The organism is Nannocystis sp. (genome assembly GCF_016714285.1).
Taxonomy (GTDB): Bacteria; Myxococcota_A; Polyangia; order Nannocystales; family Nannocystaceae; genus Nannocystis.
Map to the genome: position 1 here is coordinate 1 of NZ_JADJNN010000002.1, position 23,278 is coordinate 23,278.

A 23,278-nucleotide genomic window follows, 5' to 3' on the forward strand; every position below is an offset into this window, starting at 1 on the left:
GTCGCCGCGCTGCCACCGATCGCCAGCTGCGGCGACACCGAGGCGCTCACCCAGAGCGTCCCACCGCCCGACGACCCGAAGCTGCGATCGAAGGTCGCCGCGGCTCGCACGGTGCTGGCCCGGACCAAGGCGCACGAGGACGCCGGCCAGTACGCGCAGGGCCTCACCGTGCTCGCACCGGTGCTCGCGGACGCGGAGCTCACGGCCTACAAGCCGCTCCACGCCGAGGCTCTGCTGCGCCGCGGCAGCCTCGAGATGAACACCGGCGACGCGAACGCAGCCCATGCCGACCTCGAACAAGCCGCGCGTGTGGCCATCACCGCGGGCCACGACACGGTCGCGGCGCAGTCTCTGTCGCGCGACCTCTTCGTCCGCGCCGCACTGCTGCACGCTGCTGCCGCGGCCCTGGAGGACGCCGGGATGGCGCAAGCCATGGTCGAGCGCGTCCCTGGCGAGCAGCCGCTGCGGGCCGAATTCCTCAACAACCTGGGCGTCGCCCAGATCGACGCTGGCAAGTATGCCCAAGCGCTCGAGTCCCTTAGCGCATCGCTTGCGATCAAGCAGGACGCGCTCGGCGAGGATCACCCAGAGGTCGCGTACACGCTCGCCAATATTGGCTATCTCAAAATGGCAGAGTACCGCTATGAGGAGGCGGCCGCGACCAGCGAACGCGCCCTCACGCTCACCCAACGCAGCCTAGGCCCCACGCACCCGACGGCTGGCGTGATCGAGTACACACTGGGCTCGGCGCTGCGCAAGAGCGGCAAGCCCAGCCTGGCACGGCAGCGACTGGAGCACGCACTGGAGCTCTTCGCAGCGAATAGCACCCAGGGGGGCCGCGAATACGTTCACTTCGACCTCGGCTTCTCGGCCCTCGCCCTCCACGACCCGATGCAAGCGGCCCAGCACTTCGCCACGGCCGCCGCGCTCACGGCCGCGAGGGGCGGCGACAAGCTCACCGAGGCCTACTTGCACGAGGCGTACGGCGACCTCGCGCAGGCCCAGGGGACCTCGCCAGGGCCCGCGGCGAGTACGGTCAGTCGCTGGCGCTGCGCAGCGAAGCCCTGGGCGCCGAGCACCTCGACGTCGCGTACACCCGCCTGCGCTACGGCGCGATGCTGCTGCGCGCGGGTCAGGCCGACGAGGCCCTCGTGGAGCTGCGCGCCGCGCTGGCGATCCGCGAGAAGGCCCTCCCCGCCGGCAGCCCCGCGATCGCCGAGAACGTCGAGCTGATCGGCCGCGCCGAGCTCGCGCTCGGGGACCTCGCTGCCGCCCGCATCTCGCTCGAGCGCGCCCTGCAGATCCGTCAGGCCGCGCTGCCGCCGACCAGCCTCGAGGTCGCCCGCTCGCTGCGCTACCTCGGCGAGGCCAGCGAGGCCGCCAACGAGGCCAGCGAGGCCGCCGATCTGCTCGGGCGCGCCGTCACGATCCTCGTCGCCGGCGAGGCCGAGGCGCCCGAGCTGTCCGCGACCCGCTTCGCCCTCGCCCGCGCCCTCGCCGGGGCTGGCAAGGCCGACGCCGCCATCACCACCGCCCGCCAGGCCCGCGAGGCGCTGAGCTCGGCGTTCACGAGCGAGGCCGCGGCGATCGACGCCTGGCTCGCCAGCCAGGCGTCACAACGCTGAGCCTGTCCCCGAGGACAGGCTCATCTGTCCCCAGGGACAGCCCAGGCTCCGGCCCTAATCCGAGCCCAGGGCCAAACCCCGAGGACAGGCTCATCTGTCCCCAGGGACAGCCCAGGCTCCGGCCCTAACCCGAGCCCAGGGCCAAACCCCGAGCCCAGGCCCCGAGCCTACGCGCCGAGCTTGTCGAGCTCGGCGCGCAGCTTCTGACCGAGCTTGCGGTCGGTCATGGTGATGAAGGCGACCATGCCGGCGAGCCTGCTCAGGGTCTCGCCGTCGCGCAGCGGCTTGCCCTTGCTCAGGTTGTGCAGGGCGGCCCGGACCTCGCGCTTGAGCTCTCGCGGGACCCGCGGCGCGCCCTGGCCGTTGACGACCAGGCCAGTGACGCGCTGGCGTCCGCCCGAGCGCGAGACCTTGGTCTTGTCAGGGTGAACGACGAAGCCCTCACCGACGGCGATCGCGCTGATGCAGCCGAGCAGCTTGCCGAGCAGCGGCTTGCCCTTGTGACCGACGGGCAGGCTGAAGGTGAGGTCGTCGGCGTAGCGGGTGTAACGCCAGCCGAGCTTGTGCGCCGCGCCCTGCAGGCGCCGGTCGAGGCGCATGCACAGGGTGTTGGTGAGGCCGGGGCTGGTCGGCGCGCCCTGGGGCAGGCAGCGCGGGCCGAGGGCGAGGTAGTAGATCTTGCCGTCGACCTCGCTGACCTGGCGCGGCGCCTCGGTGCACAGCAGCGCGAGCAGGGTCGCTATCTGCTCGCGGTAGCCGGCCTTGCGGAACACGCCCTTCACTCGGGTCAACGTGACCGTCGGGAAGAAGTCCTTGAGGTCGACCTTGAGCACCGTCGATGCGTTGGTGTGCGCCGCGGCGTTGCTGGCGATCGATCGCCCGTGCATGAAGCCGTGGGCCGCGCCGTGCACCGGCAGGCGCTCGACCACCTCGCGCAAGATCCACCGCTGCGCCGCCTTGAGCCGGCGGTGCGGGGCCCAGATCGCCCGCTTCGAGCCGTCGCGCTTGGGGATCGTGAAGCGGTAGTAGTTCAGCTTCGTGGCGGCGTCGCGGTGGTACGCGAGCACCCGCAGCTCGGCCATGCTGACCTTCAGCGCCTCGGCCAGCTGCTTCGGCTTGTCCAGCTTCGGCAGCTCGTTCTCCGCCTGGCGCTCCTCGGCGTCCGGCAGGTCCCACTTGTCGTGGTCGAGGTCGTCGTTCCAGAACACGCCCTCGCCGAGGTGGACCAGGTGCGCCGCCTTGTAGGCCTGCCAGGCCTCCTTCGCCAGCTTGCGGCGCTCGGCGGCCTCCTCCTTGAGCGTCTTCTTGTAGCGGTCGAGCTCCGCCTTGCTCATGCTGTCGGTCGGCTTGCGCTCGATGAGGTAGCCCTTCTCCTTGAGCTGGGCCGAGATGTACTTGTCACGCCCGCCGGCCGTCTCGATGGCGCGCCAGAGGTCGAGGAGTCGCGTGTAGTCGATGCGGAAAGTCGTCGCCATGCTTCACCCCGCGGTGCCGTCCAGGTAGCCGCGCGCCTCGAGGTCATCGACGCGCTCGAAGTAGGCCGCCCTCGCCTCGGCGACCGAATTGAAGACCAGGCTCTGCACGCGGAGGCCCTGGTCGCGCGGGCCCCAGCGCAGCTTGAGGCGCTGGCGGTCGAGGGAGACCTGACAGACCTCCTCGGCGTCGCCCTGCCGTTTGGCGTAGGTCCGGGTCTCGACGGTGATCGTGCCGCGGGCCTTGCCGCGGGCCTGACGGCGGCGCTCCTCCTCCTGGGCCTGGGCCACGCGGAGGGCGATGAGGTGGGCGCAGGGGCCCTCCTTGAGCTTGTGCTTGCGGAAGAAGGTGCAGGTGCACTCGGCCGACTTGACGCGGCCGTCGTCGTCGAGGACCAGCTGCGGCCGGTACTCGCGGCGGTCGGCCTCGACGGCGACCTTGCCGGTGATCTCGAGGCCGGTGCCGTAGATGCGGTTCTCGCTGACGATCTTCGCCGCGCCGCGGGCGACCAGGTCGTGGGCGACCCGCTCGCGGACGTTGCGGTACTGCAGGCGGGTCAGATCGATCGGGGCGTCGCTGATCGGGCGCAGGCGGTAGACCGCGCGGGCCAGGTCGTAGCTGACCTGTCCGTTCTGACAGGCGATCTGCAGCGCGGTGTAGACCTCGGTGGCGGGCCGCTTGGTGACCTTGGCCAGATCTTCGGCGCTGCTGACCCAGACCTCGCCGAGCTGCTTGAGCACCGCGGCGAGGGTGACCTTGATGTCCTCGTGGCGGTCGCGCGGGAGCAGCTGATCGAAGCCGACCGACTGCGACCAGTTGGCGCTGGTGAAGCCGGACAGGCCGAGGGTCAGGGTGATCGGGCCGGCGCGCAGGACGTAGAAGCTGGGCAGGCCGCTGCCGAGCAGGTGGATGTCGACGGTGTCGACGAAGGGCAGCAGGCGGCGCAGCAGGCTCAGGCGGCGGCGGCCCCAGATGCGCACGAGCGCGGGGCTGCGGCCCTTGTACGGTCCCGCGGCGGAGGTCAACACGATCTCCCACGGCTCGAGCACCAGGCGCGGGGCCTCGCCCGGGACCAGCTCGATGCGGACGCCGCGGCCGCCCTTCTTGCGGTCGGCGTTGAGGCGCAGCTGCCGGAGCAGGTTGTAGAGGTCGATCGCGGCGATCGTGACGACGGTGCTCGGCAGGGTCGCGGCCGACTGCACCTGCAAGAAGCCGCGCAGCCACGCGTCGGGGACCTGGATCGTCTTCTCGATCACCGGGGCCTTGCCCTCGGTGTGCACGCTGACGGCGTCCTGGCCGATGCTGATCTGGGTCGGCCGGTAGCTGCGCATGCGCTGCACGCCGTCGAACAGGCCCTTGCTGTAGTCGATGTTGGTGGTGCCGTGGCGCAGCGCGCCGCTGACCTCGAAGGCCGACCAGTCGACCCCGAGCTGCGCGTAGGCCCCCTCGTCCTTGGAGAAGACCTCGAGCAGCAGGCGGTCGGGGTGGACCGTGACGATCGGGTCGAGCACCAGCCAGGCCGTCGGGTCGTTGCGCGCCAGCCACTCGAAGTAGGCCTGCTGGGCCTGCCACGCGCTCTGGCCCGCCATCGACTTGCGCAGCCGCATGTACGCGAGGTACGCGGTCTTGTCGCGCGGCACGTAGCGGAAGTCCGAGCTGACGACCTCGTAGAGGCAGGACAGCGCCTCGCGCAGGGTCAGCGGGTCCTTCGCCTTGAGCTCGGCGCGCACGTCGGCGCGGCGGGTGTTGGTGAACAGGGCGAGGGTCGAGCTCGCGTCGCCGGCGACCAGCTGGCTGGCGCCGGCGTAGGTCAGGGTGATCGGCGTGCGGGGGTCGGAGAGCTGCTCCTCGGGCTTGGTCGACTCCGGCTCGGACCCGGCTTCGGGCTTGTCGGTCTCTTCGCTCACGGTTGCACCTCCCAGCGGCCGTGCCGCTCGCGTGGGCTCGAACGATCGGCGGCGACCCGTTTGGCCCGCCGCAGGGCCCGCCACGCGGCCTTGCGCAGCTCCTCGTCCTCGGCCTCGGCGGCGCCGAGCTTGCGCAGGGCCGCCATCGCCGGCTCATCGGCGATCTTGCCGAGCGCCTCGACCAGGCCGAGGCGGGCCGTCTCGTGCTGCGTGTCGGCCAGCGCCTTGATCAGGCCGGCGCTGTCGCCGAGGGCGACCAGATGCGCGAGCACGGTGCCCTGGCGGTGGCTGTCGCCGGCGCCCGGACGCAGCGCGCTGGCCGAGTCGGGGCCGACCAGGCGCGCGAGGCTCGGGCCATCGTCGAGCACCAGCGCGACCAGCTTCGCCGCGCCCTTCGGATCGAGCGCGGCGAGACCTGCTGCTGCCGCGCTGCGCTGCTCGGCGTCGTGGCTGTCCTTGAGGACAGCCTTGAGCGCCTCGAGCCCCGGCTTGCCGCCGGCGCCGGCGGCGAGGCTCTGTGCGGCCTGGCGGCGCAGCGCGCGGGCGCGGGCCGGGAAGGCGGTGCCCTCGGCGAGGGTGAGCGCGGCGACCAGCTCATCGCTGGCGACGTCGAGGCGACCCGCGGCCCACAGCGCGCTGCGGTAGGCGGGCTCGAGCTCGTCGATGCGGTTCGGCTTGCCCTCCGAGAGGCGGGCGTACTCGGTGAGCCAGGCCTCGCGGGCGGCGCGGAGGACCTCGGCGAGCTTCTTGCCGTGGGCCTTGGCGGCGGCTGGTCCGGCGCGCCCGACGATCTCCGCGGCGACGGCGGCGACGCGCGGGTGGACCGAGGCGAGGTGTGGCACGGCGGCGTCGACCGGCAGCGGCGTGCGCGACAGGAGGATCTGCACGACCGAGCTGCGCAGCTCGTTGCGCTTGATCTGCGGCAGCAGCTCGAGCAGGCGGGCCGGGTCGCCGCGCTTCTTGAGGCGCTCGAGCGTGTCCTTCTCGAGGTTGGCCTGTTGCGCCTGCAAGAACACGTAGTCGGGCTCGAGCGAGTCGGCGCCGTGGAGCTTGCGCAGGCTGTGGGCGAGGGCGCTGGCGATCGCGCTGTAGCCCTCCTCGCGCAGGCGTTCGCCGATGAGCGCGGGGGTGTGCGGGTCCTTGTCGTACTCGAGCAGGCGGGCGACCGACTGGCGGATGCTCCAGTTCTCGTCCTTCGCGCGGCCGCGGATGATCTTCCACGCCGCCTCGCCGCCGAAGTGGCGCAGGCCGACCAGGGCGCGCTGCGCCGCGGTACCTGTCCCTGCGGCCAGCTTGGCGAGGATGCTGAAGATCTTGTCGGCCTGGCCGGGCTGCTGCTCGCTGACCTTGCCCATGTGGCCGAGCGCCTCGGCGGCCTCGTCCTGCAGGGCGTGGCCGTCCTCGTTGACGAAGCGCAGCAGGGTGTCGAGGGCGCGGAGGTCGGCGAGGGCGCCGAGGGCCTTGACCGCGCGCTTGCGCAGGTTCAGGTCCGGCATCAGGTCGACGCTGGTGAGCAGGACGCTGACGCCGTCGCCGCGGCCCGCGAGCGCGAGGCCCTCGGCGGCGTAGAAGGCGAGGTCGGGGTCCTGCGACTTGAGCGACGCGAGCAGCGGCTCGGGCGGGCCGCCGCGCTTGCGCAGGCGCCAGCCGATCGCCTCGGCCGCCTTGCGGGCGATCTCTGGCTTCGGGTAGGTCAGCAGCGGGGCGAGGGCCGCGTCGAGCTCCTTGCTGCGAGCCCAGCGCAGCGGCAGGGCGATCGCCTGCAGCTGACGGTCGTCCGAGAGGCGGCGGGCGGCCTCGGCGATCTGCACGAGCACCGCGTCGTGGCGCGGGCGCTGCTTCTTCTCCCAGTCGGCCTGGAAGCTCGCGGGGGCGCTGTCATCGTCGTCGTCGTCGTCGTCGTCGTCGTCGTCGTCGTCGTCGTCGTCGTCGTCGTCGTCGTCGTCGTCGTCGTCGTCGTCGTCGGCGCTGAAGTTGTCCTCGTCCTCGTCCTCGATCGGCTCGCTGCGCGCGAGGGCGCCTTCGTCCTCCGGATCCTCGATGCGCTGGTCGTGGCCGGAGATCGCCATGAGGGCGGCGAAGGCGGCGGCGCGGCGCTTCGGGTTGTCGAGGTGGGCGGCCACGCGGGCGGCGTCGGCGACGAGGGCGAAGCTGCCGACGGCCTTGAGCAGCTCGTCGACGCGGGCGCTCCCGGCCGGGTCGGTGTCGATGCGATCGAGGAAGGCCGCGGTGGCCCGCGGATCGCCGAGGCGCTGCAGGGCGCGGATCGCCTCGCTCTGCTCGCTGGCCTGGTCGGAGCGCAGCTTCTCGACCAGCACCTCGAACGCGGCGCCGTCCTTCTTGGTCGCCAGCTGCTCGCCGGCGGCGAAGCGCTGGGCGCGGTACTTCGAGGTCAGCGCGCCGCGCAGGGCCTTCGCGGCCGGGCCCTTACCGTCGGCCTCGTAGTGGCCGGCGAGGCCGCCGACGGCCGCCTGACGCAGCGCCTCCGAGCGGGCGCCGAGGGCCAGGGTGTGCACGCGGATCCAGGCGTCGCGGCGGGCGGCGATGAGGGCGTCGCTCTCGGGCTCGTTGGGCTTGGTGGCGGGAGCTGCTGCGCCCGACTGCGCGACCAGCATGTTGGCGAGCAGCTTGACGGCCTCTTGCTCGAGGCCGTCGTCGCGGGTGAGCAGGACGTCCTCGAGGACCTTGAGGCCCTTGTCATTCTTGGCGTCGGCCTTGCCAGCGCCGGAGAGCGCGGCGAGCAGGGCCAGGCCGAGCGCGCCGGTGTCGCGCTGGCCGGTGGCGAGGGCCTCGGCGGCGAGGGCCGCGGGCTCCATGCCGATCGCCTTGAGGCCGTCGAAGGCCTGCTTGCGGACCGGCTGCTGCGGGTCGCCGAGGGCGAGGACCAGCACGCTCTGGACCGCGGCGAGCGCGTCGGAGCTGTCCTTCTTCGGCTTGGCTGGCTTGCTGTCCTTGGGGACAGGTCCGGGTCCGGTCACGACCGCGAGCAGGCGGGCGATCGCCGTCTGGCGGATGCGCATCTCGTTGTTGCCGCCGGGCAGGCGCGACAGCGCCGCGTAGGCGCCAAACACCACCTGGCGCAGCTCCTCGGGGGCGTAGGCGGGCTTGCTGACCGGGCGCTTGCTGGCGAGCTCGTGGACCGCGGTGATCGTGGTGGCGAAGCGGCGCGAGAAGATCGACCACTGGCGGTCGAAGGTCTCCTGCTTGTCCTCGGCGAGAGCGTCGAGCAGACGCGCGGCGCGGACCTTGAGCTGCGGGTTCGCCTTGGCGTCGCCGAAGGTGACGAGCTCGGCGATGCTGCGCACGACCTCGCCGGAGATCGTCCACTTGGTCTTGCCCTCACCGCGGTCGTTGATCAGCTCGGTGACGAAGCGGGCGAAGCCGGCGTCGTCGCCGAAGTGCTCGAGCGCCTGGGCGGCGAGCAGGCGCACGCGCGGGTGGGCCGAGGCGAGCGCGGCGAGGCAGCGGTCGGGCACGCCGTCACCCTCGACCAGCTCGCGCATCAGCACGAGCAGCAGGGCCTTGTCGCGCAGGCGGTCCTTGCTGTGGTCGAGGTAGGCGATGAAGGCGTCGTCGGCCCCGAGCGCGAGGGCGGCGAGCAGGCCGAGCTCGGGCGCCGGCGCCGTCTTGCCGGCGGTGAAGATGATCGATGCGCCGGAGGGGTCGCCGATCGCCGCGAGGCCGAGCGCGGCCTCGGCCTGGACCGCGGGGTCGCTGTGCTGGAGCGCGGCCTGGAGGGCGAAGATCGCGTTGGCGTTGCCGGGGCGGGCCATCCACGCCATCGCCGAGGCGGCGGCCTTGCGGATCGCGGCCTCCTTGTGTTGCAGCAGCGGCAGCACGGCCGAGCTGGCCGCCGGGTCGCCGAGCTCGGCGAGGCCGGCGAGCGCGAGCACGACGCGGGCCTGCCACTTCGGGCGCAACGCGGGGACCTCGGGCTCGGGCTCACCGATCATCGCGGTCAGCGGGGCCCGGGCCGAGCTGTCGCCGTGCAGCGCGCGCGCGCCAGCGGCCCGCACCACCACATCGGGGTGCTTGCTGGCCATCGCGGCGGTCAGCGCCGCGGCGCCCTCGTCGGCGACCAGCAGCGCGTCGACGGCCAGCTGGCGCACGGTCTCGTCGTCGTCGTCGACGGCCTTGACCAGCAGCTCGTGGGTGCCCGCGGCCTTGCGCTTGGCCAGCACCTTGGTGGCCTCGACGCGGAGGTCAGGGTACTTGCCGGACAGCGCGGCGCTGAGAGGCTCGAGGCCGATGCCCTTGGTGCGCTTGAGGGCGAAGTCGAAGGCCTCCTTGCGGACGCCGGGGTCGGGGTCGCCGAGCAGCTCGAGCAGCAGGGGCCAGGCCCAGCTCTGGGAGATCTGCCCGAGCACCTCGTTGAGCACCTCGCGGCGCACGTCGGCGTGCAGGCTCTTGAGGGCGAAGCGCAGGCTGCCGGCACCTGGGCCCCCGACCTCGAGGCTGAGCGCGGCCTTGAAGGCCTCGCTGCGCACGGTCTTGCCGGCGTCGCCGAGGGCTCGCTCGAGCAGGGCGATCGCCTCGGGCGTGCGCTGCTTCTTGAGCTGCTTGACGAGCAGGTCGAGGCCGCGGCGGCGCACGTCCTCGTGGTCGGCGCCGAGGCCCGCGGCGGCGACCGTCAAGGGCACGGCGTCCTCGAGGCGGGTCAGCGCGGTGAAGGCCGCGTCGCGCACGCTGGCGTCGCTGTCGCGCAGCATCAGGCGCAGGCGGGCCGCGCCGCGCGGGTCGCCGAGCTCGGCGAGGGCCTTGCAGGTGTCGACGCGGACGCTGGCGGTGCTCTCACGACTGAGTTGAAGGAGCGTGCCGAGGGCGCGCGGGTCTTGCAGGGCGGCCAGGCCGGTGGCGCCGGCGAGGCAGGTGTCGAGAGCGCGGCTGGCCATCGCCTCGAGCAGCGGGCGCTTGTCGGCCTCGCTGACCTCGGAGAGCTCGACCTTCTTCGCCTTGGGCAGGTCGTCGTCGCTGGGCTTGGCCTCCTTCTTGGGCTTGCCGCTGGCGGCCGCCGCTGCTGCGGCCTTGACCTCGGCGGTGGGGTCGGGGGCCGTCTCGATGTCGTGCAGGAGGCGGTGGGTCTGCTTGTCGCGGAAGCGCAGCGCGGCGGCCAGCTTCGGGGTCGCGAGCAAGGACACGAGGAAGGCGGCCTGACGCACGCCGGCGTCGCCGTCGGCGCTGAAGCGGCGCAGGGCGGCCTGGACGTCAGCGCTGTCGAGCATGTCGCGCTGGTAGAAGCGGATCAGCGCGGTGCGGCGGATGTCGGCCTGCTTGGCGCGCAGGGCCACCAATTCGGCCTCCGGCGACTTGGCCGGGTGCAGCGCCTCGAGCGCGACGAGGGCGGCGAGGCGGACCTCGCGGGGGTTCAGGCCGAGCGCGCCGGTCAGCTTGCTGAGCGCCAGGTCGTCCTTCTTCGCCAGCTCGGCGAGGGCCTCGACCGCGACCACGCCGACGTCGCGCTTGGCGGCCGCGAGCGCGAGGTCGAGGATGCGCAGCGAGTCCTGGCCCTCGAGCTTGCGCAGGCCGGCGAGCGCCGCGAGGCGCACGTTCTCCTCGGCGGCCTGCAGCAGCGGCTCGAGCAGCTTGACGGCGCGCGGGCTGCCGGAGGCGCCGAGCAATTCGGTGGCGAGGACCTTGAGGCCGTGGTCCTCGTCCTGGCTGACGCGGGCGGCGAGCAGCTCGAGCGACTTGGCGTCGTTCCAGCCAGCGAGCGCGCGCAGGGAGACCTCTCGCAGCTTGGGGTCGCGACGCTTGAGCTCGTACTCGGCCCAGGTCATCGCGCCGTGGAACAGCTGGGCGCGGTCGCTGACCTTGCCGCCGGCGTCGACGGGGAACACGCGGAGGGTGGCGTCCTCGCAGGCGGCGACGAGGGCGGGTCGGCCCTTGAGCTCGGCGAGGGTGAGGGCGGCGACCTTGGCGAGGCCGTCCTTCTGCGTGGAGGGTCGGCGTTGACCGCTGCCGCGGGTCCAGGTCTTGATCGTGGCGTCGCGACCTGCGGTGTAGAACTTGTCGGCGACGCCGGGGATAAGGGCGGTGGTGCGTTCGCCGTGGCCGTTCTTGCCGCCGCGGTCCTCGGCCTCGAGCGGGCCGCGGACGTGGGTGAGCAGCAGGCGGTTGTCGTGGCCGACCGACATCACGCGCAGCTCCTCGGGCTCGAAGAGCAGCGCCGTGATGGCGCCCTCGTGCAGCTTCTTCGACTCGGCGGCGAAGAACTTGTCCTTGTCCTCGCAGTCGAACACGGAGAGGGCGCCACGGTCGCCGCCGACGGCCAGCCACACGCCGCTCGGGTCGCTGGCGATCGCCGAGCCGATCTCGTTGAGCGCGAGGCGCTGCAGCTCCTTGCCGTCCTTGCGCGCGACGATCACCAGCTCCTTGCCGCACAGCGCCGCGAGGCGGTCCTTGCTGGCGAGCGCGAGCGCGGTCGGGGCCGGGTCGAACTTGGCGCCGATCGGCTTCGCGGACTTGGCGTCGAGGCCGGCCTTGTAGATGTGGCCGTCGCTGCCGGCGACGTAGACGTGGCTGTCGTCGGCGACGAGGCCGGTCGCGCCGCCGCCGAGCGGGGCCGACTGCAGCTCGCCCGAGTCGAGGTTCAGGCGGTAGAGCGCGGTCGCCTGGCCCTCGGGGTGGACGGTGGCGATGAGCACGTGGGCGCCCTGGCCGAGCAGGGCCCGCAGCTCGCCGCGGATCTGCGTGTACTTGTCGCTCGTGAATTTGTCGCTCGTGGTCGCGGTCGACATCAGGCAGCGTCCTCCGTCAGCACCTTGAGATCCGGGTGGGCGCGGCCGATGCGGGCCAGCGCCACCATGCAGCTCGCGCGCTCGCTGGCGCCGCGCGAGCCCATGAACTCGTGCAGCAGCGAGCCGGCGAGGCCGGCGAAGCTGCGGTCGTCGATCGCCAGGTCACGCATCGCCTCGATCAGCGACAGCTTGGCCTTGCGGGCCGGCAGGGGCTTGTTGCGGCGCTTGGCCTTCGGCTCGTCCGCCTGCGGGGCGGCGTCGACCTGCGCCTCGGCGGCCTTGGCCGCCTCGACCGGCAGCTTGGTCGGCGGGATCGAGAACAAGATCCTTCGCATGAAGGCCTGCAGGGCCTCGCCGCTGGCCGGCGGCTTGGCGGGTCGCGGCGGCGCGCCGATGCCCTCGGGCGGCACCGCGGCCTTGGCCGCCGGCTTCGCCGCGGGCTTCGCGTCCTTGGCGACGCGGGGCGTGGGCTTCCAACCATCACTGATGCCGCGATCGCGGTACAGCGACCAGATCGTTCGCACCACGAACGCGGTGACCTGGCGATCGGGCGACTCGCTGAGGCGGAACAGCTCCTCGGGGATCGCCAGCTTGGGGTAGCGGTAGATCAGCTGCATGCCGAGCGCGCGGGTCTCGGAGACCAGGCTCTCGCAGAAGCCGTAGACCGCGGTCGCGGTGAGCGAGGCCGGGTCGACGCGGTAGCGCTTGTGTTCGACCGACTCGTCGGCGAGCAGGGCCTTGGCGAAGAACTCGCGGACCTCGGGGTAGGGCGCCTCGGTGACCTCGACGATCTCGTTGATCGGCGGGGCCCAGCGGGCGAGCTCCCAGCGGCCGATGTCGAGGGCGAACTGCCGCACCGGCGCGCGCGCGTCGACCAGCAGCGGCTTGAAGCGGGCCCAGCTCAGGTAGCTCGCGGGCACCTCGGCGCCGGGGTCGACCGGGCGGTCGGTCAGCGCGAGGCTGATGTCGGGGTGGTGGCGGCGGATGTAGTGGCGGGCGAACGCGGCCTGCGGCGCGTCAGCGGGGCCGGGTCCGGTGGCCATCTCCCACAGGCGGTCGCAGCCGGCGGTCACGGCGTCGGCCGTGAACTCGCGCTGCTCGCCGGCCAGCATCTGCAAGAACGCGGTCTCGGAGATGATCTTGATGCCGGCGCCCTTCTCGACCAGCTTCTCGGCGGCGAGCTGCTTGCTGCCCTTGCGGCCGTTGCCGTAGAGCGGCGAGCCGTCGTCGCCGATCACCAGGTAGTCGAGCTTGGCGTTGACGCTGCTCGCGTTCTTGCCGCCCGCGTTGGTGACCTTGGCCTCGGCCTCGTCGCGGACCATCGTCGCCAGCTTGCCGGTGAACAGGAAGCCCTTGCCGCCGAGGTCGATCTTCTTGGCGGCCGCGGCCGCCTTCTTCGGCGCCTCAACTTGCTTCGGAGCGAAGTCCGCGGGCAGCAGGGCCTTGGTCATGTACTCGAGCGCGAACTCGCGGTAGTGCGGCTCGGGGCGCAGCGCGAGCTGCATGAGCCAGTCGAAGCCGAGCGCGCCCGGGGAGAAGCGGCGCACGTCGCTGAGGAAGCCGAGCGCGGTGCGGGCGAGGTCCTCGCTGAACTTGAGCTCGCGGGCCCACGGCTTGCCGCTGTGGATGAGCTCGCGGATCCACGGGTCGGCGTCCCAGCTGGGGTGGAAGGCGACGGCGCGCCAGAACTCGGCGCCCATGTCCTCGGCCTTGAGCCGCTCCTCGGAGATCCAGCCGAGGATCGTGCTGCCGGCGTGCGGGTGCAGGACCATGCGCGCGAGGAACTCGCGGCCGAGCTCCTCGGCGGGGAAGCGGGTCAGCGCGTCGAGGGCGAAGCGCGCGGCCTGGCCGGAGATCCGAGGGTCGTCGAGGAGGTCGCGGAAGAACGCCGAGCCGAGCGACTTGTAGGTGTGCACCTTGACCAGCAGGTCGCTGGCGAACTCGAAGACCTTGCCGCGCTCGTCGAGCAGGCGGTCGGCGAACCACGCGGGGGTCAGCTCGCGGGCGCTGAAGTGCTTGCGCAGCGCGGTCGCGGCGAGCTCGTGCGCGTGCTGGGTGCCGAGCAGCTGACCCCAGGCGTCGAGACCGATGTCCTTGCGGGGGTCGCGGTCGCCGAGCAGGTCGGCGGCCAGCTTGCGCACGTCGGCGTTGTTGTTGTTGGCAAGGCGCAGCAGCTGCGCGAGCTCGAGGTCTCGCGCGTGCGTGCGGGCGTAGGCGGCCGCGTAGACGCGGGCCGGGTCGCTGCTCGAGTCGAGCAGGCGGAGCACCGGCTCGTGCAGGCCGAGCTCGCGAAAGCCACCCTGCTCGAACTTGGGGACGTTCTGCAGCAGCCAGATGACGAACTCGTCGACGGTGGCCGACTGCACCGAGATGAGGCGGACGACCCACGGGGCCTCGACCTCGCGGAGGCTGGCGCGGAAGTCGGTCTTGAGGGCGGCGGCGGCGAACTTGCGGACCTGCTCCGAGTTGGCGCGCTCGAGCAGGGCGAGCACGGGCCGCGGGGTGCGGCGCCACAGCTCGGCGTAGGCCCGCTCATTGAGGGCTGGCGCGCCGGAGCGGCTGAGCTTGAAGTTGCGGCGGGTGTACTTCTTGGTCTCGTGATGGAGGATGTGGTTGTAGATCCACGTGCGCGCGAAGGCGGTGCTGTCGTCGTAGGCGCGGAGGACGTCGATCGCGGCGTCGACGTAGGCGGGCGGGAGGCCCTGGCCGATGTGCCGCAGGTATCGCCAGGCGCGGCGGACCAGGTAGCCCATCGTGCGGCGCGAGATCTCGCGGTAGCTGCCGGCCTTGGTCGCGTAGGCGGCGTCGAAGCGGGCCGCGAGGGCGCCGAAGATCTCGCTGTCGGACTTCGCCTCGGCCTCCTTGAAGATCTGCTTCAGGCCGCGCCACGGGCCCCAGCACAGCGGCACCTTGCGGATCACCTCGAGCAGCGCGGCCCGCTCGTAGGCGCCGTTCTTGTGCCACAGCTCGACGAGCAGCCCGTGCAGCTGCAAGCGCGGCGGCAGCGGGACCTCGGCGTTCGCGGCCTCGAGCGCCTTGATCGTGTCGATGCGGTAGCGGGCGCGGGCCTGCGGCTGCTCGCGGCGAAACTTGCCGGTGCCGAGCTGGGCGGTGAAGCTCGCATAGGTCAGCGCGCCCTCCCGCGGCGGCTGTGCCGGGCGCGGATCTGCGGCGCCGGCGAGGCCGACGATGAGGTTGGCCAGTTCGGGATCGCGGGCGTCCCAGGCGCGGCGGATGTCATCGAGGCTGAGTTCAAGGCCCATCGCGAGCTCCCAATTCGGCAAGGTGACGGCAGAGGACGGCGCACTGGCGGCGCCCGATGGCGCAGACCGGCGCCGAGGGATTGGCGCCAGCGGGACCGCGAGCATGCCTCAGCCGCAGGGCCGGCGACAAGCGCGGGCCCCGGCGGGTTTTTGCGGTTTCTCAGTCCCCCGAAAGTTGGCTGGCGAGGGCCAGATCGCTCGATGTCGCGCCGCAGGGCCCCGATGGCGGCAGATCGGCCCGTGGCCCCGCGTGATAGAACGGCGAACATGACGACCCCGCGTGCCTCCTCCAACTCGTGGACCCTGCTCGCCGTGGCGGTGAGCGCCCTGACGATGACCGCTTGCAAGAAGTCGGCGGACACCAAGGCCCCGGACGGCGGCGGCGGCGGTGACGAGGTCAGCCACGCCGGTGACAACGGCGGCGACGCGAGCCCCGGGGACGACGCGGCGCCGGAGTTTCTCACCGTCGATGTGTTCGAGGAGGTCCTCGACAAGCACAAGGGCGACGTGAGCGACTGCTACGCGACCGCGAAGGAGGCCAAGGCCGACCTCGCGGGCAAGCTGGTGCTCGACTTCACCGTCGACGGCACCGGCAAGGTCAGCGAGGTCAAGGTCGACCCGGCCAGCACGCTCAAGGATGACGGGGTCAACGCCTGCGTCAGCGACAAGGCCAAGGGTTGGTCGTTCCCGAAGACCCGCGACGGCCAGAGCATGACCCTGCCGTACAGCTTCAACCTGTCCTGAGGGACAGGCTTTCTAGCGGGTCGCTCAGCCGCTGAGCACGCTGATCGTGCGCCGTCGCGGCGGCGGCAGGCCGGCGGCGTGGCGCAGGCCGGCGCAGATCTCGAGCGCGTCGGGCGGGCGCCACTTCATCGGGAAGCCCTGGCACTGGCCGGGCTTGGCGGCGTGGATCTGGCACAAGTTGGCGGGCGTGAGGAACACGCAGGAGCGCAGCGCGTCGCCCTGGTCGATGAGGTGCACGCTGCCGTCCGGCCGCACGACGCAGCGCTCGGCCAGGAACTCGGCCTCGCTGCGGCCGAGCAGCGCCGCGGCGCGACCGATGTCGTCGGGGCTCATGACGACGAAGCCGTCACCGCGGCAACAATTGCCGCAGCGGTGGCACTGGAAGGGCTCGACCTCGTAGGGCCACGTGGACTCGTCCATGGCGGGAGACTTCCACGGGCGAGCGGCTGCTGACAAGGCTCTGCAGCGGCCGCTATGCTCGCGGCCCATGACGCGCCTCCTCCTGCTCAGCAGCTCCAACGTGCACGGCCACGGCTACCTCGACCACGCGGCCGCCGAGCTGCAGGACTTCCTGGGCCCGCGGCGGCGCGTGCTGTTCGTGCCCTTCGCGCTGCACGACCACGCGGGCTACACGGAGAAGGTGCGCGAGCGGCTGGCGCCGCTGGGGCTGACGGTGGAGCAGCTGCTCGCGGGGCCCGAGGCGCGCGCGCAGGTCGAGGCCGCGGAGGCGGTGTTCGTCGGCGGGGGTAACAGCTTCCGCCTGCTGGCCGACCTCTACCGCCTGGGCCTGATCGAGCCCCTGCGCGCGCGGGTGGTCGCGGGCACCCCTTACATCGGCTCGAGCGCCGGCACCAACCTCGCCGGCAAGACGATCGGTACGACCAACGACATGCCGATCGTCCACCCGCCGAGCTTCGTCGGGCTCGGCCTGCTGCCCTTCAACTTCAACCCGCACTACCTCGACCCCGACCCGGCCTCGACCCACAAGGGCGAGACCCGCGACGCCCGCATCCTCGAGTTCCACGAGCTGAACCCGCAGCCGGTGCTGGCCCTGCGCGAGCCGACGATGCTGCGCCGCGAGGGCGACCACCTCGGCCTGCGCGGAGCCGCCGGCGCCCGCCTGTTCCGCCGCGGCCAGGCGGCGATCGAGCTGGCCCCGGGCAGCGACCTGGACGAGCTGCTGCGCGAGTGAAACCCTGCTCACGCGGCGCAGATGCCGTAGCGCGGGAGGATGTGGTGGAGCACCACGTAGCGGTGCTCCTGCAGCGCGTCGTGGAACAGCTTCCAGTCGCTGTGCATGAACTCGGGGGCGTAGGGGAACTCCTCCTCACCGTCGTGCTCAGCGGTAGTGCCGAGAGCGGCGTGCTTCCACGAGCCGACGCCCTTGGCCACGTAGCTCGGGCTCGCGGGCCCGAAGCTGAACGCCCCGCTGGCGATCGCGTCGAGCCACACGCGGTGACGGGCGTCGCCGTCGGGGTCGCGGGTGCCGCGGATGAGCTCGGCGAACACGCCGAGGTCCTGCGCCGACATGCCCGGCACCGCGGCTGTCTCGGAGCCGACGCGGAAGCGCTGCATCGCCACGCACATCGCCTCGGCGGCGCGCACGAAGTCGATCGGGTTGTCGCGGTGGATGACCTCGTCGCGGCCGTTGGTGTAGCTCCACACGAGGTAGGGCTTGTCGGGGTTGCTGAGCACGGCGCCGTGGCCGAGCGGCAGGGCTTCGCCGAGGAAGTAGCCGACGAGGCGGCTCATCGTGCCCTGGTCGACGACGCCGTCCGGGCCGCGCAGGTGCGAGGCGGCGTTGACCTGGTGGTTGACGCCGGCGAAGCCCTGGTGGGCCCAGGTGTCGGCGTAGACGTGCATCGTGATGCCGAGCCGGTGCAGCGCTGCGTTGGGGGCGGTGGGGTGGTTGGGGTCGTAGTGATGGTTGTGGATGCAGGCGCGCAGCATGTCGCGCGCGACGGGGCTGTCGGGGACGCAGCGCAGCTTGTCGATGAACTTGCCGGGCGGGTCCTGGCCGGCCGGGAGCCCGCCGTTGCCGGGCAGGAAGTGGAACGGGATCCACACGCGGTGGTTGGCGAGCGACTCGAAGTTGCGATAGTCGAGGGTCTTGTGGGCCGAGCTGGTGCGCTCGTACATCGCCCCGTTGTCGAACTCGATCACGCCCCGGTTGGTCGCGTCGTCGACGTACTGCGCGCAGTAGGCGACGATGTTCGCGTGATGGTGGTCGAAGCCGGCGAGCCGCGCGACGACGTAGGTGGCTCCGTGGTGAAAGTCGATCTGCACAGGCAAGCTCCCCGGTCACGCGACAGTGACGCGATGGCCCCACGCTAGCAGATCGGCGTGCCCCGGCGGCAAGCGCGCCCGCGCGCCCAACGGCGGCAGCGGCGGTACGCTGGCCCGGCGGCGGCAAAGCTGGTACCACGCGCCGCGATGACGACGGACATGCAGGGCAAGGTCGTGTTGATCACGGGCGGCAACACGGGCATCGGCAAGGCGACGGCCGTGGCCCTGGCCCGCATGGGCGCCCGGGTGACGATCACCTCGCGCGACCCCGACAAGGGCCAGGCCGCGCTCGCCGACATCCGTCGGCAGGCGGGCAGCGACACGGTCCAGTGCATGCGCCTCGACCTCGCCTCGCTGGCGGGCGTACGCCACTTCGCCGCCGACTTCACCGCCGGCCACCCGCGCCTCGACGTGCTCATCAACAACGCCGGGCTGGTCTTGAAGGACCGCAGCGAGACCGTTGATGGCTTCGAGACCACCTTCGGCGTCAATCACCTCGGCCACTTCGTGCTCACGCATGAATTGTTGCCGCTGCTGCGGCGCAGCGCGCCGGCGCGGGTCGTGGTGCTCGCGTCCGAGGCCCACCGCGGCGCGCGCGGCGGGCTCGACTTCGACGACCTGCAGCTGCGCCGCAAGTACGGCGGATGGAAGGCCTACTCCCGCTCCAAGCTGGCCAACCTGTTGTTCACGCTCGAGCTGGCCGAGCGCCTGCGCGGCAGCGGTGTCACGGTCAACGCGGTCCACCCCGGGGTGGTCGCCTCCGAGTTCGCCGCCAGCGAGGACATCGGCGTGCTGTTCGGCTTCCTGTGGAAAATCTCGCGCTGGGCCTTGCTGAGCCCGGAGCAGGGCGCCCGCACCTCGGTCTACGTGGCGAGCGCGCCGGAGCTGGCGGAGGTCTCGGGCGGCTACTTCGCGCGCTGCAAGCCGGCGCGCCCGACCCGGGCCGCACAGGACCGCGGGGCCGCGCTGCGGCTGTGGGAGATCAGCGAGCAGCTGACGGCGACGACGGCGTCGACGGCGTCGGCTTGACCGCCCGCTCGAGCAACATCTTCGACGCGAGCATGCGGTCCCGGTGCTTGCGCATGCGCAGCACCTCGGGCTCGGCGAAGGTCAGCTCGGAGACCATGGGCGTGAGCCGCACGCTCTTGTTCATCAGGCTGATGTCGTAGGTGGAGTGCGGCAGGCCGAAGAAGTGGCCGAGCTCGTGTGACAGCACCAGCGAGCCGGCGATGCGCGAGAGGATGACCCAGCGGTGGCTGCGGTCGGCCCGCTCGCGCCAGTGGACCCCGCGGATCTCGTTGCCGGCGATGTCGACGTCGGCGAGGCGGCCGACCACGAAGACGTGGACCACGCCGCGGGTGAAGCGGTCGTGGCCGAGCGCGTCGCGCTCGTCGCGGTCGTCGATCTCCAGCTCGCTCGCGGGCACGGCGTCGGCGGCGACGATCTCGAAGCTGGTATCGATGAGCGCGAAGTGGCGGTCGGCCTGCTCGATCTGCTCGCGCACCCAGGCCACGTCCTGCGTGGCGCCCTCCGGCGTCACGACCATGTGCAGGTGCACGCCGAAGCAGTGCGTAGTGGCGAGGCAGCGCGGGGTGTCGCGCACGTAGGCGGCCAGGTCGACCTTGCTGTCCTCAGGGACAGGTACAGCGGGCAGCGCGGGAGCCACCATCGACAGCAATATCAGCCACAGCGACGACATGTCCGGCAACCCTATCATCCGTAGCAGGCGCGCGAGAGCTGGAGGATCTCGAAGATCGCGCGGGTCGCCGGGGAGCGGTTGAGCGTATAGAAGTGGATGCCCGGGACGCCGGGCCGCGGGTGGGTGAAGGGGTCCGGCGCGGGCGCCTGGAGCAGGGCGCGGCACTGGTGCGCGGCGTACGAGACGCCGGCCCAGAACACCTCCTGTGGGTCGTCGGCGACGCTCTCGAGCCGGCGCTGCAGCGGCTGCGGCAGGCTCGCGCCGCACATCTGGGTGAAGCGGCGGATCTGCTCGAAGTTCGTGACCGGCATGATGCCCGGGAGGATCGGCACGCGGATGCCGGCCTCCACGGCGCGGCGCTCGAAGGCGTGGAAGGTCGCGTTGTCGAAGAAGAGCTGGGAGATCAAGAAGTCGACGCCGGCGTCGACCTTGGTCTTGAGGTGGCGCAGGTCGCTGGCGCCGTCCTCGGCCTCCGGGTGGACCTCCGGGTAGCAGGCCGCGCCGACGCAGAACGGGCCGCGCTCGCGGATGAAGGCGACCAGCTCGCTGGCGAAGCGCAGGCCGCCGGGCGGCGCCTCGAACTTGCTCTGGCCCTGCGGCGGGTCGCCGCGCAGGGCCAGGATGTTGTGGATGTCGTGCTCACCGAGCTGGTCGAGGACGCGGGCCAGCTCATCCTTGGTCGCGCCGACGCAGGTGAGGTGGGCCATCGGCTCGACGCCGAGCTGCTTCTTGATCTTGCCGACCAGCTCGATCGTGCGGGCGCGGGTGCTGCCGCCGGCGCCGTACGTGACCGACACGAAGTCGGGGCCGAGCGGGGCGAGCTGCTCGAGGCTACGCCACAGCACCTCCTCACCCTTCTCGGTCTTCGGCGGGAAGAACTCGAAGCTGAAGACCGGCCGCTTGTGCGCCAGCCGCTCGCGGATAAGCATGTCTGGCTGGGTAGCACGGGCCCAGAACTTGGTCCAGAGCCGCGCCCCTGGTACACGGCGAGCGCATGCGCTGGTTCGTCCGCGGCGACATCGACGGGTTCTTCGGCCTCGCGGTCGACAACCTGGTCCAGCTCCTCCTGATCGACGCGCTGTGTCGGCTGGTGCTCGGCTTCCCCGACGCGCTGCTCTACGGTCAGGTGCTGCCGGGCGCCGCGGTGTCGCTGCTGGTCGGCAACTTCTACTACGCATGGCAGGCGCGGCGGCTCGCGCGGGCCACCGGCCGCGACGACCTGTGCGCGCTGCCCTACGGCATCAACACCGTGTCGGTGTTCGCACATGTCTTTTTGGTCATGTTGCCGGCCAAGCTGGCGGCGACCGCCGCGGGCGCGGCGGACCCGGTGCGGGTCGCGTGGCAGGCCGGGCTGGTCGCGTGCCTCGGCTCCGGGCTGATCGAGCTAGCGGGATCCTTCGTGGCCGAGCGCGTGCGCCGGGCGACGCCGAGAGCCGCGCTGCTCTCCACCCTCGCTGGCGTCGCGCTCGGCTTCATCTCGATCGGGTTCCTGTTTCGCAGCTTCGCCCGGCCGGTCATCGGCCTCACCACCCTCGCCGTGCTGCTGCTGGTGTACTTCGGGCGGGTCCGCTTCCGCGGCGGCGTACCGGGCGGACTCGTGGCCGTCGCGCTCGGCACCCTGCTCGCGTGGATCACCGGCGTCGCCCCGGTCGGCGCGATGCCGACGCAGAGCCAGGGCCTGCAGCTGCCGCTGCCGGTGCTCGGCGAGCTGTTCGCGGCCATCCGGGGCGACCTGCTGTGGAGCTACCTCGCGGTCATCGTGCCGATGGGGATCTTCAACGTGGTCGGCTCGCTGCAGAACATCGAGGCCGCCGAGGCCGCCGGCGACAGCTACCCGACGCGGCCCTCGCTGGTCGTCAACGGCCTCGGCACGCTCGCGGCCGCCGCGTTCGGCTCGTGCTTCCCGACCACGATCTACATCGGCCACCCAGGCTGGAAGGCGATGGGCGCCCGCGCCGGCTACTCGATCCTCAGCGGCGTGTTCAGCACGATCGTGTGCCTCACCGGCAGCCTGGCCTACATCGCCTGGGCCGTGCCGATCGAGGCCGGCATGGCGATCGTCCTGTGGATCGGCCTGGTGATCACGGCCCAGGCGTTCCAGGCCACGCCCCGCGAGCACGCGCCCGCGGTCGTGCTCGGCATGCTGCCCGGCGTGGCCGCCTGGGGCGCCCTGATGGCCAAGGCCGGCCTGCGCGCCGGCGGCACGGTCATGAGCCCGGCGCTGGTGCCCGCGTTCCAGCAGGCCGACGTGTGGATCGACGGCGCCTTCGCGCTCGAGCAGGGCTTCATCTTCACCGCGATGCTGCTCTCGGCCGCGACCGTCGCGGTGATCGAGCGCCGCTTCGTGCAGGCCGCCGCGTGGTGCCTGGTCGCGGCCGCGCTGTCGCTCACCGGCCTGATGCACAGCTACGCGTGGACCCCCGCCGACACGGTGCTCTCGCTGACACCGGCGTGGAGCTTCGCCGGCGGCTACGCGCTGATGGCCGCCGTGTTCCTGCTGGCGCCGCTGCTCACCACACCCGACGATCAGCGCACCCACACGTAGCCGAACGCCAGGCGCGCGGCCAGGCCGGAGTCCATCTGCGGGCCGACCCAGCAGCTCTCGCCGCCGGCTGACCCGCTGAAGCTGTTGCAGTGCACGCGCGCCCCGACGCCGATGTACGAGTCGGGATCGATGCAGACCTGGTCGCCCTGATTGTCGGCGATCACGCCGATCCGCACCCGCGCCGACCCATAGTCGTCGACCTTCATGCGGATGTTGAGCCCCTGGCGCAGACAGCCGACCTGCAGCAGCGCGTCCGGCACCAGCGCCTGCCAGGAGCCGGTGCTCGGCGCGACCTCGAGGGCCTGGTCGGCGGCCATCAACGCGTGCAGCGAGGGCCCCTGCGCCGGCATCACCAGCGTGTTCGGCTGCGGCGCGCCGGCCTCAACCACCGGGTACTCGAGCCCAACGCGCAGCTCGCTCAGCGGCACGGAGGCGTAGCTCGGTAGCTTGGCCTCCGTGTGGTCGTAGGCCGGCTCACCGAAGCTGTCCGGGTCGTCCCAGTGGTCGAGCTCGACGTCAGGCAGCGCGTACTGAAAGGTCTTCGCGCGGCCGTCGACCTTGACCACCAGAGTCCAGCCGCCGCCGTCCGCGACCATCTCGCAGTGGACCATGAACGGCGCCCCCGGCCCCGCGCCGTCCGGGTCGATCGGGTAGACGCCGCTCACCTGCACCCCGTGCTCGTCGCGGTAGGCCAGGCACGAGGCCGCGACCGGCACGCAGCTGCCCGCGATGCAGGTGCCCTCGCAGCCGTCGCACCCGGAGATGCCGCTCGTGCCGGTGCTCGTCGCAACGCCGCCGGTCACCCCATCACCGCTGGCCCCCTCGCTGCTCGTGACCCCCTCGCCGCTAGCAGCCTCGCCGCTCGTTTCGAGCGCGCCGCTCGCCGAGCTGGTCGTCGCGGGCCCGTCGGCGCCGCCGAGGTCGAAGGCGGGGTTACGAGCGCAGGCCGCGAGCCACAGCAGCTGCGCCACGACGGATGCACGCAACATCATGCCGGTC

General features: G+C 72.1%; 15 protein-coding genes. 6 read left to right on the forward strand and 9 right to left on the reverse strand.

What is annotated here, in order from left to right:
• Positions 1–111 precede the first annotated feature (111 nt).
• A complete protein-coding gene (locus IPJ59_RS04235; RefSeq protein WP_293269879.1) occupies positions 112–1,233 on the forward strand; it encodes a tetratricopeptide repeat protein in 1,122 nt (373 codons plus the stop codon).
• On the forward strand, positions 1,152–1,625 hold the full coding sequence (locus tag IPJ59_RS04240; protein WP_293269881.1) for a tetratricopeptide repeat protein: 474 nt from the start codon (positions 1,152–1,154) through the stop codon (positions 1,623–1,625). The genes IPJ59_RS04235 and IPJ59_RS04240 overlap by 82 nt, the downstream gene beginning before the upstream one ends.
• 167 nt (positions 1,626–1,792) lie before the next feature.
• Here the strand turns inward: IPJ59_RS04240 and IPJ59_RS04245 are convergent, their stop codons facing one another.
• Genes IPJ59_RS04245 through IPJ59_RS04260 form a run of 4 tightly spaced genes read right to left on the reverse strand, consistent with a single transcriptional unit; the run spans position 1,793 to position 15,005 of the window.
• The gene (locus IPJ59_RS04245) at positions 1,793–3,100 is read right to left on the reverse strand and encodes a reverse transcriptase family protein (RefSeq protein WP_293269882.1); all 1,308 of its coding nucleotides are present in this window, start codon (positions 3,098–3,100) and stop codon (positions 1,793–1,795) included.
• A 3-nt stretch (positions 3,101–3,103) separates the two neighbouring features.
• On the reverse strand, positions 3,104–5,005 hold the full coding sequence (locus tag IPJ59_RS04250; RefSeq protein WP_293269883.1) for a hypothetical protein: 1,902 nt from the start codon (positions 5,003–5,005) through the stop codon (positions 3,104–3,106).
• Positions 5,002–11,742, reverse strand: coding sequence for a HEAT repeat domain-containing protein (locus IPJ59_RS04255; RefSeq protein WP_293269884.1), 6,741 nt, complete (start codon positions 11,740–11,742; stop codon positions 5,002–5,004). Before IPJ59_RS04255 ends, IPJ59_RS04250 begins: the two co-directional genes overlap by 4 nt.
• Positions 11,742–15,005 carry a BRCT domain-containing protein gene (locus IPJ59_RS04260; protein WP_293269885.1) on the reverse strand — a complete coding sequence of 1,088 codons (3,264 nt, stop codon included), beginning with the start codon at positions 15,003–15,005 and terminating at the stop codon, positions 11,742–11,744. The genes IPJ59_RS04255 and IPJ59_RS04260 overlap by 1 nt, the downstream gene beginning before the upstream one ends.
• Positions 15,006–15,272: 267 nt before the next feature.
• Between IPJ59_RS04260 and IPJ59_RS04265 the strand changes: the two genes are divergently transcribed.
• Positions 15,273–15,749 carry an AgmX/PglI C-terminal domain-containing protein gene (locus IPJ59_RS04265; protein WP_293250021.1) on the forward strand — a complete coding sequence of 159 codons (477 nt, stop codon included), beginning with the start codon at positions 15,273–15,275 and terminating at the stop codon, positions 15,747–15,749.
• Positions 15,750–15,773: 24 nt separating this feature from the next.
• On the opposite strand, the gene IPJ59_RS04270 is transcribed toward IPJ59_RS04265, so the two are convergent.
• Positions 15,774–16,169 (reverse strand): YkgJ family cysteine cluster protein, encoded by a 396-nt coding sequence (locus IPJ59_RS04270; RefSeq protein ID WP_293250019.1) that lies wholly within the window; start codon positions 16,167–16,169, stop codon positions 15,774–15,776.
• A gap of 67 nt (positions 16,170–16,236) precedes the next feature.
• Here IPJ59_RS04270 and pepE point away from each other — a divergent pair, with 67 nt between their 5' ends.
• The gene (pepE, locus tag IPJ59_RS04275; RefSeq protein ID WP_293250017.1) at positions 16,237–16,941 is read left to right on the forward strand and encodes a dipeptidase PepE; all 705 of its coding nucleotides are present in this window, start codon (positions 16,237–16,239) and stop codon (positions 16,939–16,941) included.
• Positions 16,942–16,949: 8 nt separating this feature from the next.
• On the opposite strand, the gene IPJ59_RS04280 is transcribed toward pepE, so the two are convergent.
• Positions 16,950–18,035 (reverse strand): DUF6765 family protein, encoded by a 1,086-nt coding sequence (locus tag IPJ59_RS04280; protein WP_293269886.1) that lies wholly within the window; start codon positions 18,033–18,035, stop codon positions 16,950–16,952.
• 147 nt (positions 18,036–18,182) lie between these two features.
• On the opposite strand from IPJ59_RS04280, the gene IPJ59_RS04285 reads away from it, so the two are divergent.
• Positions 18,183–19,064, forward strand: a complete 882-nt coding sequence (locus tag IPJ59_RS04285) for an SDR family oxidoreductase (RefSeq protein ID WP_293269887.1) — start codon at positions 18,183–18,185, stop codon at positions 19,062–19,064.
• Here the strand turns inward: IPJ59_RS04285 and IPJ59_RS04290 are convergent.
• Together IPJ59_RS04290 and metF are read right to left on the reverse strand one after the other, a co-directional pair.
• A complete protein-coding gene (locus tag IPJ59_RS04290; protein WP_293269888.1) occupies positions 19,018–19,734 on the reverse strand; it encodes a matrixin family metalloprotease in 717 nt (238 codons plus the stop codon). The genes IPJ59_RS04285 and IPJ59_RS04290 overlap by 47 nt on opposite strands.
• A 14-nt stretch (positions 19,735–19,748) precedes the next feature.
• Positions 19,749–20,663: a methylenetetrahydrofolate reductase [NAD(P)H] gene (metF, locus tag IPJ59_RS04295; protein ID WP_293250008.1), complete on the reverse strand. Its 915-nt coding sequence runs from the start codon at positions 20,661–20,663 to the stop codon at positions 19,749–19,751.
• Between the two features lie 65 nt (positions 20,664–20,728).
• Between metF and IPJ59_RS04300 the strand changes: the two genes are divergently transcribed.
• On the forward strand, positions 20,729–22,279 hold the full coding sequence (locus IPJ59_RS04300) for an NCS2 family permease (RefSeq protein ID WP_293269890.1): 1,551 nt from the start codon (positions 20,729–20,731) through the stop codon (positions 22,277–22,279).
• Here IPJ59_RS04300 and IPJ59_RS04305 read toward each other — a convergent pair.
• Positions 22,261–23,268 carry a fibrinogen-like YCDxxxxGGGW domain-containing protein gene (locus IPJ59_RS04305; RefSeq protein WP_293250004.1) on the reverse strand — a complete coding sequence of 336 codons (1,008 nt, stop codon included), beginning with the start codon at positions 23,266–23,268 and terminating at the stop codon, positions 22,261–22,263. The genes IPJ59_RS04300 and IPJ59_RS04305 overlap by 19 nt on opposite strands.
• Between the last annotated feature and the right edge of the window lie 10 nt (positions 23,269–23,278).

Excerpts from the sequence above, each read along its gene's own strand:
- IPJ59_RS04245 (WP_293269882.1), bottom strand. The coding sequence starts at position 3,100 with ATGGCGACGACTTTCCGCATCGACTACACGCGACTCCTCGACCTCTGG.
- IPJ59_RS04255 (WP_293269884.1), bottom strand. The coding sequence starts at position 11,742 with ATGTCGACCGCGACCACGAGCGACAAATTCACGAGCGACAAGTACACG.
- IPJ59_RS04260 (WP_293269885.1), bottom strand. The coding sequence starts at position 15,005 with ATGGGCCTTGAACTCAGCCTCGATGACATCCGCCGCGCCTGGGACGCC.
- IPJ59_RS04265 (WP_293250021.1), top strand. The coding sequence starts at position 15,273 with ATGACGACCCCGCGTGCCTCCTCCAACTCGTGGACCCTGCTCGCCGTG.
- IPJ59_RS04270 (WP_293250019.1), bottom strand. The coding sequence starts at position 16,169 with ATGGACGAGTCCACGTGGCCCTACGAGGTCGAGCCCTTCCAGTGCCAC.
- pepE (WP_293250017.1), top strand. The coding sequence starts at position 16,237 with ATGACGCGCCTCCTCCTGCTCAGCAGCTCCAACGTGCACGGCCACGGC.
- IPJ59_RS04285 (WP_293269887.1), top strand. The coding sequence starts at position 18,183 with ATGACGACGGACATGCAGGGCAAGGTCGTGTTGATCACGGGCGGCAAC.
- IPJ59_RS04290 (WP_293269888.1), bottom strand. The coding sequence starts at position 19,734 with ATGTCGTCGCTGTGGCTGATATTGCTGTCGATGGTGGCTCCCGCGCTG.
- metF (WP_293250008.1), bottom strand. The coding sequence starts at position 20,663 with ATGCTTATCCGCGAGCGGCTGGCGCACAAGCGGCCGGTCTTCAGCTTC.
- IPJ59_RS04300 (WP_293269890.1), top strand. The coding sequence starts at position 20,729 with ATGCGCTGGTTCGTCCGCGGCGACATCGACGGGTTCTTCGGCCTCGCG.
- IPJ59_RS04305 (WP_293250004.1), bottom strand. The coding sequence starts at position 23,268 with ATGTTGCGTGCATCCGTCGTGGCGCAGCTGCTGTGGCTCGCGGCCTGC.